This window comes from Roseobacter sinensis, from assembly GCF_025755255.1.
GTDB classification, from domain to species: Bacteria; Pseudomonadota; Alphaproteobacteria; order Rhodobacterales; family Rhodobacteraceae; genus Roseobacter; species Roseobacter sinensis.
On record NZ_JALIEB010000006.1, the window covers coordinates 82550 to 97830 of the forward strand.

The 15281-nt window shown below is 63.9% G+C and carries 14 protein-coding genes and 1 other RNA gene; 7 read left to right on the plus strand and 8 right to left on the minus strand.

The window, feature by feature from the left end; genetic code table 11:
• Position 1 precedes the first annotated feature (1 nt).
• Positions 2-1336, plus strand: a complete 1335-nt coding sequence (locus tag MUB52_RS11175) for a sigma-54-dependent transcriptional regulator (RefSeq protein WP_263844305.1) — start codon at positions 2-4, stop codon at positions 1334-1336.
• Positions 1337-1815: 479 nt separating this feature from the next.
• Positions 1816-4404 carry an Rne/Rng family ribonuclease gene (locus tag MUB52_RS11180; RefSeq protein ID WP_263844306.1) on the plus strand — a complete coding sequence of 863 codons (2589 nt, stop codon included), beginning with the start codon at positions 1816-1818 and terminating at the stop codon, positions 4402-4404.
• Between the two features lie 53 nt (positions 4405-4457).
• Here the strand turns inward: MUB52_RS11180 and MUB52_RS11185 are convergent, their stop codons facing one another.
• Positions 4458-4688, minus strand: coding sequence for a sulfurtransferase TusA family protein (locus MUB52_RS11185; RefSeq protein ID WP_263844307.1), 231 nt, complete (start codon positions 4686-4688; stop codon positions 4458-4460).
• 92 nt (positions 4689-4780) lie between these two features.
• Here MUB52_RS11185 and MUB52_RS11190 point away from each other — a divergent pair, with 92 nt between their 5' ends.
• From MUB52_RS11190 to MUB52_RS11205, 4 genes are all read left to right on the plus strand, one after another.
• Positions 4781-5533, plus strand: coding sequence for a cytochrome c biogenesis CcdA family protein (locus MUB52_RS11190; RefSeq protein WP_263844308.1), 753 nt, complete (start codon positions 4781-4783; stop codon positions 5531-5533).
• A 55-nt stretch (positions 5534-5588) separates the two neighbouring features.
• Positions 5589-6827, plus strand: coding sequence for an alpha/beta fold hydrolase (locus MUB52_RS11195; protein ID WP_263844309.1), 1239 nt, complete (start codon positions 5589-5591; stop codon positions 6825-6827).
• Positions 6824-8176, plus strand: coding sequence for a cytochrome P450 (locus tag MUB52_RS11200; protein ID WP_263844310.1), 1353 nt, complete (start codon positions 6824-6826; stop codon positions 8174-8176). The genes MUB52_RS11195 and MUB52_RS11200 overlap by 4 nt, the downstream gene beginning before the upstream one ends.
• Positions 8177-8245: 69 nt before the next feature.
• A complete protein-coding gene (locus MUB52_RS11205; RefSeq protein ID WP_263844311.1) occupies positions 8246-9136 on the plus strand; it encodes a fructose bisphosphate aldolase in 891 nt (296 codons plus the stop codon).
• A 260-nt stretch (positions 9137-9396) separates the two neighbouring features.
• Here the strand turns inward: MUB52_RS11205 and MUB52_RS11210 are convergent, their stop codons facing one another.
• The 3 genes from MUB52_RS11210 to fumC are packed head-to-tail and all read right to left on the minus strand — an operon-like array spanning position 9397 to position 11226.
• A complete protein-coding gene (locus MUB52_RS11210; protein ID WP_263844312.1) occupies positions 9397-9657 on the minus strand; it encodes a ribbon-helix-helix domain-containing protein in 261 nt (86 codons plus the stop codon).
• Positions 9654-9830, minus strand: coding sequence for a DUF4169 family protein (locus tag MUB52_RS11215; RefSeq protein ID WP_263844313.1), 177 nt, complete (start codon positions 9828-9830; stop codon positions 9654-9656). The genes MUB52_RS11210 and MUB52_RS11215 overlap by 4 nt, the downstream gene beginning before the upstream one ends.
• A gap of 4 nt (positions 9831-9834) precedes the next feature.
• Complete coding sequence (gene fumC / locus MUB52_RS11220) at positions 9835-11226, minus strand: class II fumarate hydratase (RefSeq protein ID WP_263844314.1); 1392 nt, start codon at positions 11224-11226, stop codon at positions 9835-9837.
• Positions 11227-11453: 227 nt separating this feature from the next.
• On the opposite strand from fumC, the gene MUB52_RS11225 reads away from it, so the two are divergent.
• Positions 11454-12008, plus strand: coding sequence for a hypothetical protein (locus MUB52_RS11225; RefSeq protein ID WP_263844315.1), 555 nt, complete (start codon positions 11454-11456; stop codon positions 12006-12008).
• Positions 12009-12011: 3 nt separating this feature from the next.
• Here MUB52_RS11225 and MUB52_RS11230 read toward each other — a convergent pair whose 3' ends face one another.
• From MUB52_RS11230 to ssrA, 4 genes are all read right to left on the minus strand, one after another.
• A complete protein-coding gene (locus tag MUB52_RS11230; RefSeq protein WP_263844316.1) occupies positions 12012-12530 on the minus strand; it encodes an SspB family protein in 519 nt (172 codons plus the stop codon).
• An 81-nt stretch (positions 12531-12611) separates the two neighbouring features.
• Complete coding sequence (gene chrA, locus MUB52_RS11235; RefSeq protein WP_263844317.1) at positions 12612-13865, minus strand: chromate efflux transporter; 1254 nt, start codon at positions 13863-13865, stop codon at positions 12612-12614.
• Positions 13862-14620 (minus strand): chromate resistance protein ChrB domain-containing protein, encoded by a 759-nt coding sequence (locus tag MUB52_RS11240; protein WP_263844318.1) that lies wholly within the window; start codon positions 14618-14620, stop codon positions 13862-13864. Before MUB52_RS11240 ends, chrA begins: the two co-directional genes overlap by 4 nt.
• 265 nt (positions 14621-14885) lie before the next feature.
• Positions 14886-15234, minus strand: a transfer-messenger RNA (tmRNA) gene (gene ssrA / locus MUB52_RS11245).
• Positions 15235-15281 lie beyond the last annotated feature (47 nt).

Below are 15281 nucleotides of genomic sequence, written 5' to 3' on the forward strand. Positions count from 1 at the left end.
CATGACACAAGCCATGAAAATTGCAATTGTTGATGACGAACAAGATATGCGGCAGTCGATTAGCCAATGGTTGGCCTTGTCGGGATACGACACCGAGACTTTTGGCAGCGCCGAGGATGCGCTCAAGGTCTTGGGTCCCGATTATCCGGGGATCGTGATTTCCGACATCAAGATGCCCGGCATGGACGGGATGCAGTTCCTTAAGAAGTTGATGGGCAACGACAGCGCCCTGCCGGTGATCATGATCACCGGGCATGGCGATGTGCCGATGGCGGTGGAAGCGATGCGCGTGGGGGCGTTCGACTTCCTCGAAAAGCCGTTCAACCCGGACCGGATGAACGAACTGGCCAAGAAGGCCACGGGCGCGCGGCGTCTGGTGATGGACAACCGCGCGCTGCGCCGCGAGCTCAGCGACGGCGGCCAGCTGATGAAAAAGCTGATCGGGCAGAGCCCGGTGATGGAGCGGCTGCGTGAGGACATTCTCGATCTCGGCCAGGCCGATGGCCACGTGCTGATCGACGGCGAGACCGGCACCGGCAAGACGCTGGTGGCGCATGCGCTGCATGCCGTGGGCTCCCGTGCGGGCAAGAAGTTCGTCTTGATCAGCTGTGGTGCTTATGAAGAGGAGGCGCTGAGCAAGCGGCTCTTTGGCCCGATGAACCCGGAAGACGCGCAGTTACCGGCCATTGAGGAAGCGCGCGGCGGCACGCTGGTGCTGGAAGACATCGAGGCCTTGTCGGAAACGATGCAGGCGCGGCTCCTGAGCGTAATCAACGAGCAGGGCGCGCCGGCGGAGACGCGGATCGTGGCGATTTCCAACCTGCAGGAGGCGGGACGCACCTGCGAGGACGCCCTGCGCGCGGACCTGTTTTACCGGTTGGCCGCGCTGCGGATTACCGTGCCGCCGCTGCGCCAGCGCGGCGAAGACATCCTGACCCTCTTCACCCGTCTAAGCGAACAATTCTCGGACGAATACGGTTGTGACGCGCCGCAGGTTTCGGCGCAGGAGGCCGCACAGCTGCTGCAGGCGCCCTGGCCCGGCAATGTACGTCAGCTGATCAACGTGGCGGAACGCGCGGTGCTGCAGTCGCGCCGCGGCTCCGGCACCATCGCGTCGCTGCTGATGAACGATCACGAAGACATGCAGCCGGTGATGACGACGGAAGGCAAGCCGCTCAAGGAGTATGTGGAAGCCTTCGAGCGGATGCTGATCGACAACACCATGCGCCGTCATCGTGGGTCCATCGCGTCGGTGATGGAGGAATTATGCCTGCCACGCCGCACGTTAAACGAGAAAATGGCGAAGTACGGCTTGCAGCGGTCTGATTACCTCTGAGAGCCGCGACTTTCCGCTGATGTCGCGAAAAATCGCGTAGAATCCGGGGGCTAGAGCCGTTTTGCGGCTCGCCCCGCACATTCCCCATTGTGTTTTCTCACACAGTCGCATTATCTAAGGGAACGATGGTGCGCTGCATCTGTGCATGCTGCCGTCGGATGAGATTCGCTGCTCTGGGCGCGGTGTGGGACGTATTACACCGCCGGGGTAGACCGATTGGGCTGGAAACGGCCAACGAACCGCTGACGTGGACAAGGCGCAAGCGCCCCAAACCACGCAGTATATAATGGACACGAGGCCGCCTTGGCGTGCCCGTGTCGGAGAAGAACCGCGATGACGCGCGCCGATGCACTGAGCAGATCCGCCATGGCCCCGAGGGGCCGGGCGCAGCGCACGTCTAAGATCGCCCTGACAAGACACGTCCCTTACCTCGCCGACCCGCCAGGGTCTGCGCGGTCACGGCTGTGCAAACTGGAAATATGGCTAAGAAAATGCTTATCGATGCCACCCACGCGGAGGAGACCCGCGTTGTGGTGGTGGACGGAAACAAGGTCGAGGAGTTCGATTTTGAATCCGAAAACCGCCGGCAGCTGGCCGGCAACATCTATCTTGCAAAGGTAACGCGCGTCGAACCGTCGCTGCAGGCGGCATTCGTTGACTACGGCGGCAATCGCCACGGGTTCCTCGCGTTCTCGGAGATCCATCCCGACTACTATCAGATCCCGGTCGCGGACCGTCAGGCTCTGATGGAAGAGGAACGGGCCTATGCCGAAGCGCAGAGAGCCAAGGAGGACGAGGACGAAAAACCCAAGCGCCGCTCGCGCAGCCGCAGCCGCACCAAGGTGAAAGCCGAGGAGACGGTGAGCGAGGACGCCACCGCGTCCGCCGATGTGGACACCGACCAGATCGACGGGATGCAGACCATCGACCTCGACGACGAGGAAGGTTCCTCGCCGATGGAGCGGGTGGCGGAAACCCCTGTGGAAGAACCCGAAGATGACGCCGAGGTGGCAGAGGTCGACGCGGAGGACGACGCGGGCGACGATGACGATGCCGCACCATCTGCGCGCAAATCCGACGCGTCGGCCAAGGATGACAGCATCGAATCCGTGGCCGATGACGACGACCAGGAAGACATTCGCCCGGTCCGCAAGCCGCGGCCCCGGCGCTACAAGATCCAGGAGGTCATCAAGGTCCGTCAGATCCTGCTGGTGCAGGTCGTCAAGGAAGAGCGCGGCAACAAGGGCGCGGCGCTGACCACCTATCTGTCGCTGGCAGGTCGCTATTGCGTGCTGATGCCCAACACCGCGCGGGGCGGCGGCATTTCCCGCAAGATCACCAACGCGGCCGACCGCAAGAAGCTGAAGGAGATCGCCAACGAGATCGAGGTGCCCGATGGCGCCGGGCTGATCGTGCGCACGGCAGGCGCCAAGCGCACCAAGGCCGAGATCAAGCGCGACTACGAGTATCTGCAGCGGCTTTGGGAGCAGATCCGCGAGCTCACGCTGAAGTCCATTGCGCCGACGAAAATCTATGAGGAGGGCGACCTGATCAAGCGGTCGATCCGCGACCTCTACAACCGCGAGATCGACGAGGTTTTCGTGGAAGGCGAACGCGGTTACCGCATCGCCAAGGACTTCATGAAGATGATCATGCCGTCTCACGCGAAGAACGTGAAGCTCTACACAGAGAGCCTGCCGCTCTTTGCGCGCTATCAGGTGGAAAGCTACCTGGCGGCCATGTTCAACCCGACGGTGCAGCTGCCGTCGGGCGGCTATATCGTCATCGGTGTCACCGAGGCTCTGGTGGCGATCGACGTGAACTCCGGGCGCGCGACCAAGGAAGGCTCGATCGAGCAGACCGCGACCAAGACCAACCTGGAAGCCGCCGATGAGGTGGCGCGCCAGCTGCGGCTGCGCGACCTTGCCGGTCTGATCGTGATCGACTTCATCGACATGGACGAGCGCAAGAACAACGCCGCCGTCGAGAAGCGCGTGAAAGAGAAGCTCAAGACCGACCGCGCGCGCATCCAGGTGGGCCGGATCTCGGGGTTCGGCCTGATGGAAATGTCCCGGCAGCGCCTGCGCCCCGGCATGCTTGAAGCGTCGACCCAACCGTGTCCGCACTGCCACGGCACCGGGCTTATCCGCTCCGATGACAGCATGGCGTTGTCGATCCTGCGGCAGATCGAGGAAGAGGGGACGCGCAAACGCTCGCGCGAGGTGCTTGTGCGCGCTCCGGTTGGTATCGCGAACTTTCTCATTAACCAGAAGCGCGAACACATCGCCCAGATCGAAGCGCGCTATGGCATGTCGGTGCGGATCGAGGGAGACCCGATGCTGGTCAGCCCCGATTTCGACCTTCAGAAGTTCAAGACGGCCACGCGCGTTGTGACGGCGGCCCCGGACACTGTGGTCTCGGTCGACACCTCGATCATGGATCAGGTGGACGCCGACGACGATAGCGATGCGGTCGCCGAAGAGGCGCCAGCGGCGGACCAGGGACGACCGGACGACGGGGAGGGGGACGGCAAGCCCAAGCGCCGCCGTCGCCGTCGTCGGCGCAGCCGGAACAAGTCGAACGGTGCGGAGAACGGCCAGTCCGCCGAGACGCAGGACGCAAGCGAGGATGCGCCGGTCGAGAACGGCGCGGATACCTCCGAGACACCGGCAGAAGCGCCGGTCGAGGCTGCGCCGGACGAGAGTGCCGACGCGGAAAAGCCCAAGCCCAAGCGCCGCACACGCAAGTCGAAGGCCAAGGAAGAGGCGGAAGCGGTCACCACCGAAGACGCAAAGACAAGTGAAGCCGCCCCGGAACCTGCGGCGGAGGCCCCCGAGGAGGTGGCGGAAAAACCCAAGCGCAAGCGCGCCAGTCGCGCCAAGAAGCCGAAAGGTGAGGAGGTGGCCCCCGAAGCTGCCGAGGCGCCCGCGCCCGAACCCGCAGCCGCAGAACCTGCGCCCGAACCGGAGCCTGTGGCGGCAGAGCCGGCGACGGCCACACCGGAGCCTGCGCCCGAACCGGCACCTGCAAAGCCCAAACGCAAGGGTTGGTGGTCGCTCGGTAGCTGAGGCAGCAAGGACAGAATCAGGAGGGCGTGCCGGAGGGCGCGCCCTTTTTCGTGTCAGGTTTTGCGGATGACATAGACCTGCACGGGACCCTCTATGTCGGATGACACAAGCTCATGCCCAGATTCTGCACAAAAATGCGGCACATCGACCACCGCCGCCGGGTCGTCGGCGCGCAGGGTGAGCGTGCTGCCGGGGGTGAGGGCCTGCAACCTCTTGCGGGCCTTCAGGACGGGCAGGGGGCAGAGCAGCCCGGTTGCGTCAAGCTCTGTTCTGGTCTCACTCATGGCCCTCAGATAGGCGCGATGTTTCACTCTGTCCACAAGGTTGTGACTGTCATCTGCGTGACGTCTTAACGCTTATCCGTTAGGGGTTGGGCATGTTCGGAATCGAAATCATTGACGCCAGTCTGCTGCCTGCCATGATGGTTGCCCTGCTTGCCGGGATCATCAGCTTTCTGAGCCCCTGCGTGCTGCCGATCGTACCGCCCTATCTCGCCTATATGAGCGGGGTCTCGGTCGGCGACATGAGCGGCGAGACCGCGGCGCGCCGCCGTGCGGTGATTTCGGCGCTGTTCTTTGTGTTGGGTCTGAGTACGGTCTTCCTGCTGCTTGGCTTCACGGCCTCGGCATTCGGGGCGTTTTTCCTTCAAAATCAAGTGCTTTTCGCCCAGCTGTCGGGCCTCGTGGTGATCGTCTTCGGCCTGCATTTTCTCGGCCTCTTTCGCATCCCCTTTCTGGACCGCGAGGCACGGCTGGACGCAGGCGATCAGGGCGGGTCGAGTTTTGGCGCCTATATCCTCGGCCTTGCCTTCGCCTTTGGCTGGACACCCTGCATCGGGCCGCAGCTTGGCGCGATCCTGTCGCTCGCCGCGTCTGAGGCCTCGGTCAGCCGCGGCACGGTCTTGCTGGGTGTCTATGCGGCGGGGCTGGGCATCCCCTTCCTGCTGGCCGCGATGTTCATGACACGGGCTGTCGGCGTGATGAACCGCCTCAAGCGCCACATGAAAGCGATCGAGCGCGTGATGGGTGGCCTTCTGATCTTCGTGGGTCTCGCCATGGTCACCGGCGCCTTCACCACCTTCTCCTACTGGCTGCTGGAGCAATTCCCGGCCTTGGCTTTGCTGGGCTGATCCCCTTAGACTGGTCGGCAACCCTGCGTTGCTGCCGGGATTAGTAAGGTTTGCCATGGGCAGCACGTCTGAAACACAGGTGAGACGCCGCAAGGTTTTCTATATTCCGGGATACGACCCCTTTCCGCCGCGCCGCTATCGCGAGCTCTACCGCACCGAGGGCGCAGCGCAGGCAGCGATCAGCGGCTACACGCTGGAGGTAAGCGCCAACGCCCAGGCCGAGCGCTTCGGCTGGCAGGTGCGCAGCGAGATCGACGGCGCCGTCACACAGGCCGAAATCGAAGTGCTGATCTGGTCCGATATCGTGCAGGAGAGCTTCCACGCCTCGATCACACGCACGTATCTCGCGATGCTGCGCACCGCTTGGATCTATGTCTCGACAGGTGCGCTCTGGCGGCTGATGCGGCTGCGCAAGGGGCCGGTGATCGCAGCGCTCTACCCGGTGGTCATGCTGACGGGCCAGTTCATCTTTGCGGTCGCCCTGGGGTGGGCTGTGGGCCGCGTCGTGCAGGTGCTGCTCGCGCTCTTGCCGATCTGGCCCACGGCGCAGATCATCGTGGCCGCCTGCGCTGCGGCGGCGGTCTTCGCGGCGTGCCTGCGCTTCTTCCAGAAGATCGACGGCAAGATCTTCGCCCATTACCTCATGCATGATTTTGCCCACAGCGCGGCGCTGCGTGGGGCCTACCCGCCCGCGATCCTCTCTCGGCTGCAGGACTTCCGGGCCGCGATCGCGGCCGCCCTCGAAGAGCCCGTGGACGAGGTGCTGGTCGTGGGTCATTCCTCCGGCGCGCATCTGGCCGTGACGGTGCTGGCGGATCTGCTCCGCGGCGGAGCGCTGGCCGGTGCGCGGCCTGCGTTGAGCTTCCTGTCGCTGGGCCATGTGGTGCCGATGATCGCCTTTCTGCCCGAGGCGCAGCAGATGCGCCGCGACCTGCGCGATCTGTCGGTGGCGGAGGAGATCGCCTGGGTCGATGTCACCGCCCCGGGGGACGGCTGCTCCTTTGCACTCTGTGATCCGGTGAGCGTTTCGGGGCAGGAGACGCCTGACAAGCGCTGGCCGCTGGTCTTTTCGGCGGCCTTCACGCAGAGCCTGAGCCCCGCGCGCTGGCGGGCCTTGCGCTGGCGCTTCTTCCGGCTGCATTTTCAGTATCTCTGCGCTTTCGACCGGCCCAAGGACTACGACTATTTCCAGATCACCGCCGGCCCGCTGACGCTGCGGGCGCGCTACGCGGGGCGCCCGGCCTCGGCCTCACGGATCACGCGCGCGGTCAGCAAATACACATCCATCTCGTGACCCGGCCGCCGAAACCTCGGAGCCGCCCGGAGAAGGTCAGCCTCTGGCAGTACATGCGGCTCTTTCGGCGCGATATCCTGTCGGCTCAACCGGAGAAGCTCTACCGTGCCTGGATGGCCGAATTCCGCACGCCGTTTTTCCGCAGCTACATGGTCAATGATCGCGATGTCATCCGCGCGGTGCTGAAGGATCGGCCCAAGGCCTTTCCCAAGTCGGATCGTGTGGGTTCCGGGCTGCGGCCGCTCCTGGGCAATTCGGTCTTCCTGACGAATGGCGCCACCTGGGAGCGGCAGCGGCGCATCATCGACCCGGCTTTCGAAGGCGGGCGGCTGCGCGAGACATTCCCCTCGATCTGTCGGGCCGCGCAGGACGCAGCGGAGCGCTTCGCCGGGCACATGGATCAGGACATCGACATCGAACCGGAGACGAGCCATGCCGCGGCGGACGTGATCTTTCGCACGCTCTTCTCCATCCCCATCGAGCATGCGGTGGCGCGAGAGGTCTTCGAGGCCTTCCAGACCTACCAGCGCAGCCAGCCGATCCTGAACCTCGCCGCCTTCGTGCCGGTTCCACCTTGGGTGCCGCGTGGGTATCGGCGCGAGACACGGGCGAGTGCTGCACGGATCCGCCGGCTGATCCACCAGCTGACAGCAGAGCGGCAAATCGAGATCGACGCCGGGCGCGCCCCGCAGGACCTCGCGACCAAGATCATGACAACGGCGGACCCGCAGACCGGCGAGCGCTTCGATGTGGATGAAATGGTCGATCAGGTGGCGATCTTCTTTCTGGCCGGCCATGAGACGAGTGCGTCGGCGCTGGCCTGGGCGCTCTATCTGCTCGCGTTGTTTCCCGACTGGCAGGACCGGGTCGCGCAAGAGGCGCAAGGCGCTGACCTGACCGCGTTTTCGCAGATGTCGAAACTGAAGGCCACGCGCGATGTCTTTCGCGAGACGCTGCGCCTCTACCCGCCGGTGCCGATGATGGTGCGGGAGACCACGGCGCCAGAGCGGTTTCGCAACCGCGACGTGCGCCCCGGCGCGCAGGTGGTGATCAGCCAGTGGCATCTGCACCGGCAAACGCGGATATGGGAGCATCCGGATGACTTCGACCCGACCCGCTGGGACACTGAGACCGGGCAAACCTGCGCGCGGGACGCCTATCTGCCGTTCAGCGCCGGTCCGCGTGTGTGCCCCGGGGCCGGGTTTGCAATGCTCGAAGGGGTGATGATGCTGGCGCATATTCTACGCGATCTGAGGGTGACCTTAGGCGAGGGTCCGCCGCCCATCCCGGTGGCGCATCTGACCGTGCGGTCCCGCGACGGGATCCGGCTTAAGGTTGTCCGGCGCTAACATGTACCATCCCGCGCCGGTCTGTTTTATGGAGAGGCCAAGGGGCGGAATCAGAAGGATATTTCGATCATGTCAGACCACAGCGTGATGCGCGAACAAATGAAATCCGGCGCAGGCTTCATCGCCGCCCTTGACCAGTCGGGCGGCTCCACGCCCAAGGCGTTGAGCCTCTATGGTGTTGAACCGTCGGACTATTCCGGCGACGAAGAGATGTTCCGCGCCATGCATGACATGCGGGCCCGGATCATCCTGGCGGATGATTTCACCAAGGACAAGGTGATCGGCGCCATTCTCTTCGAGCGCACCATGCACGACACGATCAACGACACCCCCGTGGCCGAGCTGCTCTGGTCTGAGCGCGGGGTTGTCCCCTTTCTGAAGATCGACAAGGGGCTCGAAGAGCAGGCCGACGGGGTACAGCTCCTCAAGCCCATGCCCGGCCTGGAGGAGACCCTGCAGGTCGCGAAATCGAAGGGCATTTTTGGCACCAAGGAACGCTCGGTCATCCATGAGGCGAACGAGACAGGCATCGCCGAGAACGTCGCCCAGCAGTTCGAGGTGGCGCGCACGGTGATCGCTGCTGGCCTCGTGCCGATCCTTGAGCCGGAGGTGAATATCCATTCCAAAACCAAAGGAGAGGCCGAGACAATCCTCGAAGCGGAGATCGCCAAGCACCTCGATACTTTGGACGATGGTGTGGACGTAATGCTGAAGCTGACGCTGCCGGACGAGCCCTGGCGCTATGACAAGATCGCGGCCCACCCGCGGGTGCTGCGGGTCGTGGCGCTCTCGGGTGGCTATTCGACCGACGAGGCCTGTCAGCGGTTGACGCAGGCCACCAGCATGATCGCGAGCTTCAGCCGTGCGCTGACCGAAGGCCTGAACGTGAAGATGTCGGATGCGGAGTTCAACGCCGCCTTGGGCAGCAATATCGACAAGATCTACCGGGCGTCGATCTAAGGGGCCATCGCGGTTGGCGGAGCGCCCGACTTTCTAAGAGACGCAACGAGGATGTCCCGCCCGGCTGACAAGCCGGGCATCGGTTGCCGTTGTCGCGCCATTGGTTCGAGCGACAGTGGCGACACCTCCCCCCGCAGGGCGATTTTCACGTTGGCAAGCAGCTCGACGTCAGCTGGTCTTCAGCGCATCGCTTAACATAGACCCAACGAGAAGCCCTCCGGGTCGTGCGATGCCCTCAGTGCAAAGAGGGGTCTGGCGCGCTATCGTCCGGCAGGAGGCATATCCTTTCCATTGGCTGGTTCCGCACGAGCCTGCAGATCCCTCAGCACATGGACGCGGATGGCGGACGCCAGGCCCATCTCCGCCCCGCGGGCGACGTCGATCTCAGCGACCAGTGCGTTGATCGGCTTGCCCTGCCGTTCGGCGATGGCGCGCAGCGCCTGCCAAAACTCCTCTTCCAGTGAAACCGACGTGCGATGCCCCTTAAGCGTCACCGAATGCTTCACCGGTCGCCGGCTCATGTCTCGCGTTTGTGGCCATCGAGATGGCGGGCGTCTTTCGCGGCCTGCGATTTCTCAGCGTCTTTCTCGGCCTTGGTTCGGCCAAAGCGCACCGCATTCTCATCCGCCTGCGTCTTCTTCGCAGCCTTGGCCCGCGCCTTGCGGTGCTTGTTGAGGTTGATCGGTGCGCTCATCGTCTCACTTCGGGCCGACCATGTTCTCTGGCCGGACCACCTCGTTGAAGCGCTCCTCGGTGACGAATCCGAGGTTCACCGCCTCCTCGATCAGGGTGGTGCCGTTCTTATGCGCGGTCTTGGCGACGGTGGTGGCGTTGTCATAGCCGATCTCGGGGGCGAGGGCCGTCACGAGCATCAGCGACTCGCGCATGAGCTTGTCGATGCGCTCCGCATCCGCTTTCAGGCCCACAACGAGATTGTCGGTGAAGGCCGAGGCGGCGTCTCCAAGCAGTTGCATGGATTGCAGGACATTGTAGGCCATCATGGGCTTGTAGACGTTGAGCTCGAAGTGGCCCTGGCTGCCCGCAAAGCCCACAGCGGCGTCATTGCCGAAGACATGGGCGCAGACCTGGGTGAGCGCTTCGCATTGCGTGGGGTTGACCTTGCCCGGCATGATCGAGGAGCCGGGCTCGTTCTCGGGCAGGATCAGCTCGCCCAAGCCGCAACGCGGCCCGGAGCCGAGAAGGCGAATGTCATTGGCGATCTTGAAAAGGCTCGCAGCCACGGTCTTCAGCGCCCCGGACATCTCGACCATCGCGTCATGGGCGGCAAGCGCTTCGAACTTGTTCGGTGCGGTCACGAAAGGCAGGCCGGTGATCTCGGCCATGTTCTTGGCCACCATGACGTCCCAGCCTTTCGGCGTGTTGAGCCCGGTGCCGACGGCGGTGCCGCCTTGGGCCAGCTCGTAGATGCGCCCCAACGCGTCCTTGACCCGCTGGATGCCCATGGCGACCTGATGCGTGTAGCCGGAGAATTCCTGGCTGAGCGTGAGTGGTGTGGCGTCCTGCGTATGCGTCCGCCCGATCTTGATGATGCCATCGAATTCCTCGACCTTGGCCTGCAGGGCATCATGCAGTTTGTTCAAGCCCGGAAGCAGCACGTCACGGGCCATCATCGCGGTGGCGATGTGCATGGCCGTCGGGAAGGTGTCGTTGGAGGATTGTCCCATGTTGCAGTGATCGTTGGGGTGCACCGGGTCCTTCGAGCCGATCTCGCCGCCGAGGATCTCGATGGCGCGGTTGGCGATCACCTCATTGGCGTTCATGTTCGACTGGGTGCCCGAGCCCGTCTGCCAGACCACCAGCGGGAAGTTGTCATCAAACTTGCCCGCAACCACCTCGGAGGCGGCCTGCATGATCGCATTGCCGCGCTCCGCATCGAGCTTGCCCAACTCCAGATTCGCCTGGGCGCAGGCCTGTTTGATCACGCCGAGGGCGCGGACGACGGCCACGGGCTGTTTCTCCCAACCGATGGGGAAATTCAGGATCGACCGCTGCGTCTGCGCACCCCAATACTTGTCCGAGGGGACCTCAAGCGGGCCAAAGCTATCGGTTTCTGTGCGGGTCTCAGCCATGATCTCTTCCCTACAATTGCGGTATTCGCGGTGTAGCCTCGCGTGCTGTGCGGTGCAACTGGCAGATCGTCCGGGGGTGCACGCACGCACAAATACTTGTGATCGCCGATGGCCCTATTGAATGGCGCTGCCCGTTGAACGGGCGCCCCGAGATGCTATCTTTGATGTGAGGAGGTCCGCGGTCTGCCGCGCCGCCTCGCGGTGCGTAATGAGAAGGACCCCCGGCCATGCGTGTGACCCGCCAGATGACGTCATGGGCAGCGCTTGCGGTTGCAGCGCTGCTGCTCCTGGCCGCCGCTGTGCAGGCCGCGCAGGCGGACATCTCGCGCTTTGTGGGCAGTTACACGGGATCGGCTGAGGTGAAGTCGGCCGATGGCAGCACGCAAGATCGTGACATGAGCGTGACCATTTCCGAGACCAAACAGGGGTTCGTGGTCTCTTGGACCACGTCAACCTTTCGCCCGGACGGATCTACCAAGCAGAAATCCTACAAGGTCGAGTTCGTGCCGTCGGACCGCGGCGATGTTTATGCCTCGGCCATGAAGCGCAATGTCTTCGGCCATGACGTGCAGCTCGATCCGATGAAGGGCGAACCCTATGTCTGGAGCCGGATCGAAGGCGACACGCTGAGTGTCTATTCGCTCTTTGTGTCGGAAGACGGCGGATACGAGATCCAGCAGTTCAACCGCACCTTGGCCGAAGGCGGGCTGGAGCTGGACTACAAGAGCGTGCGCAACGGTGAAATCCAGCGCACCGTGACCACCTTTCTCGAAGCGGAGTGACCGCTACTTGCGGAAACTGTCGAGCGAGACGATTTCCGCATCTTGCGGTTTCTTGTCTGTTTTCTTGGCGTCTGTCTCGGCGGGCAGCTTGTCCTCGGGCTTGAGCGCCGGCAGGCCGGCCGCGGGGGCAGGGGCAAGCTCTGTCCGGGCCGGCGCGGTCTCTTCCTCTTCCTGCGTCTCGAACCGCAGGCCAAACTCGACCGATGGATCCACGAAGGTCTTGATCGCATCGTAAGGAATGTAGAGCGGTTCGGGCGAATCCCCGAAATTCAGCGTGACCGAAAAGCCATCCTCGCCCACATCGAGATTGTCGTACCAATGCTGCATCACCACTGTCATTTCGCCCGGGTAGCGGTCCGACAGCCAATCTGCCAGTTCGGCGTCTGGGTGGCTGGTGTCAAAGGTGATGAAGAAGTGATGCGCGCCGGGCAGCCCGTTCTCCGCCACATCGTCCAGCACCTTCCGGATGAGGCCACGCATGGCTTCATGCATCAGGTTGCCATAATCAATGCTGCGGCCCATGAAGTCCTCTGCACGTCTCGGGGGTATGATCAAAGCATAGCCGATTCCCGCAGGGAGGAAAGAGGGGATGCAGAATTCACCTCAGCCCCAGATGGCTGACAGCACCAGCCCGGCGGCCGCCATCGTGGCGAGCGTTTCCACGAGCCCGCGCTTCAGTCCGAGGAGCAGAACCGCCGCCAGCAGCGTGAGACCAAGCGCGCCGGGATCGAGCGAAGCCGGTTGCGGGACGGGGATCGCGTGCCACTCCGCGCTGCCGATGTCGCGAAAGAGCACGTGGATGCCGAACCAGATCGCGAGGTTCAGGATCACCCCGACGACAGCCGCAGTGATGGCGCGCAGGGCTGCCGCAACCCGCGGTTTGGTCGAGATCAGATCGAGGTAGGGGCCGGCCAGAAAAATCCAGAGGAAACAGGGCGTGAAGGTGACCCAGAGCGCCAGCGCCCCTGCTGCGAGCGCGAGCAGGATCCCGCCTTGGGCGAACCCCGCCAACAGGGCGACGAATTCGGTCACCAGGATCAGCGGCCCCGGGGTGGTTTCGGCCAGACCCAGCGCGTCGATCATCTGCGCGGTGCTGATCCAGCCATAGTCCTGCACGACTGTCTGGGTCATATAGGCCAGCACCGCATAGGCCCCGCCGAAGGTCACGACGGCCAGTTTGGAAAAGAACAGGGCGATCTGTGTCAGGAAGCTGTGATCTGCGAGCCAGACTGCGACGACGGGCAAGGCCCAAAGGCTGCCCCAAAGCCCCAGCGTCCGGACGGTGTGGGGCGCGGCGCCGGGCGCGGCGCGCGCCTCGCCCGGCACCGCGCCCGCCGCCCCAGCGCCGTAAAGCGCTGCGGCGGCGATGATCAGCGGAAAGGGCAGCCCCAGGACGAAGAGTGCCAGAAAGGCGCACCCCGCGAGGACATAGGCGCTGCGCGTCGTCAACGCCTTCTGTGCGACTTTCAGCAAGGCCTGCAGCACGATGATGATCACCGCTGCCTTGATACCCGAAAACGCCGCCTGCACCAGCGGCACCTGCCCGTAGAGCGCATAGCCGAGCGCCAGACACAGGATCACCGCCGCGCCCGGCAGCACGAAGAGCAGGCCCGCAATCAGCCCGCCGAGCGTGCCGCGCAGCCGCCATCCGGCGTAGGTTGCAAGCTGCATCGCTTCGGGGCCGGGCAGCAGCATGCAGAGCGAGAGCGCGCGCAGAAACCCGTCTTCCGTCAGCCAGGGACGCTCTTCGACCAGCTCCCGGTGCATCAGTGCAATCTGGGCCGCCGGTCCGCCGAAGGACAAAAGGCCAATCCGCCCGAAGACGCGGATCAACTCGGCCTGGCTGGGCGCGCTCATGCGGCCAGCTCCGGTGTCTGCCCGTCCCGCGCCCAGAGATAGAGCGCATCGCAGAGCGTCATCGCCGCTGCGAGGCGCGCATGATCGCCCGCGCCGCTCAGTTCCAGTCCGGTGCCAAGCGCGGCAATGCCCGCAGCCTCTGCCGGTGCTGCGCGGGGCGCCAGCACGCCCGCCATCTTGCGGAGCGCATCGGTGTCGAGCCCCATGCGCTGAGACAGGGCACTGAAGGCCGCGGCCGAGCCCTCCGTCGTGCCAAAGGGGATCGCCGAAAACCGCTCCGCAACATCGTCCACCTCCGCAGGAGGTACGAAGAGAAACTCCGCATCGGGTGCGATGAACCGCCGGATCAGCCAGGCGCAGGCGAGACTCTCAAGCGCCGGGTCTGTCACGGTCACCCAGCGGCCTGGCCCGGCCGGGGCTGGCAGCTGGCCAAGCGGCACCCGTGGCAAACCGGCGGCGCGCCAGGCGAAATTGCCACCTTCGAGGACCAGCGCGTCTGCGCCCCGCTGCCGCAGCAGGGCCGCCACCCCGTGGCTGAGCTTGCGCCCTTTCTGACAGACGATAACGAAGGTTTTTTCTTTTAAGTCAGAGAGAAGAGCGTCGATCTTCAAGTGACTCCAGCGACGAGCAGTCGGCACGATGAAAGGGTCTTTCTGCACGTCGCCGTCCAGAGCCACATCAACGATTGCCGGAGCGTGATCGGTTCCGATCAGGCGCATGAGAGTTTGCGGGGTCAGTGTGGCGAATTGCGCCATATCGAAGCATCCTTTTGTCACGTCAACAGGATGCGATACTTGGGCCAACGCCTCACGGGGCGATCGCGAACTCCCCTGAGGTCAGGGGTGCCATAGAAGAGCGCGCGCGGTCAACGCCGATGTCGCCCGAGCGGCACGGCCGCCCGGGCAGGCACGGAAGCGGCCGGTTATGACAGTGGCCGCAATACCAGTCCGGGCTGCGGCCGCTGGACAATGCGCGATCAGCATTCCGCGCTGTCTGTGGGCGGCGGCTGTGAGGAGAAGAAGTGCAGGCTTCTGTTGCCAGGTGCCTGCGAACCCCGCCTAGCGCTGCAAGGCGCTAGGGCTTAAGATTTCGGTAGTTCCGACTGCTTACGCAGCCATTGCCACCGGTGCACGATTGTCATTTGCAATTGTACGTTTTGAACCGATAACGGTGGTATCTCACCGGGACAAAGCAAACCCCTTTAGACGTTCGTCGATCCTGTTTCGGCCCCATGATCCCCAAATGAAGGATGGTGGTGGAGCCGCCGGGTACCGCCCCCGGGTCCGATCCGCTTATTGCGAGCGCGTTTATGTCCATAGTTCCGAAGAACACGATAGATATAGGCCGCCCGGACGAAAATCTCAAGAGGGAAGCCGCCTGCATAGGTTTGGCGGTCGTTACATGGCCGAAGAGGAA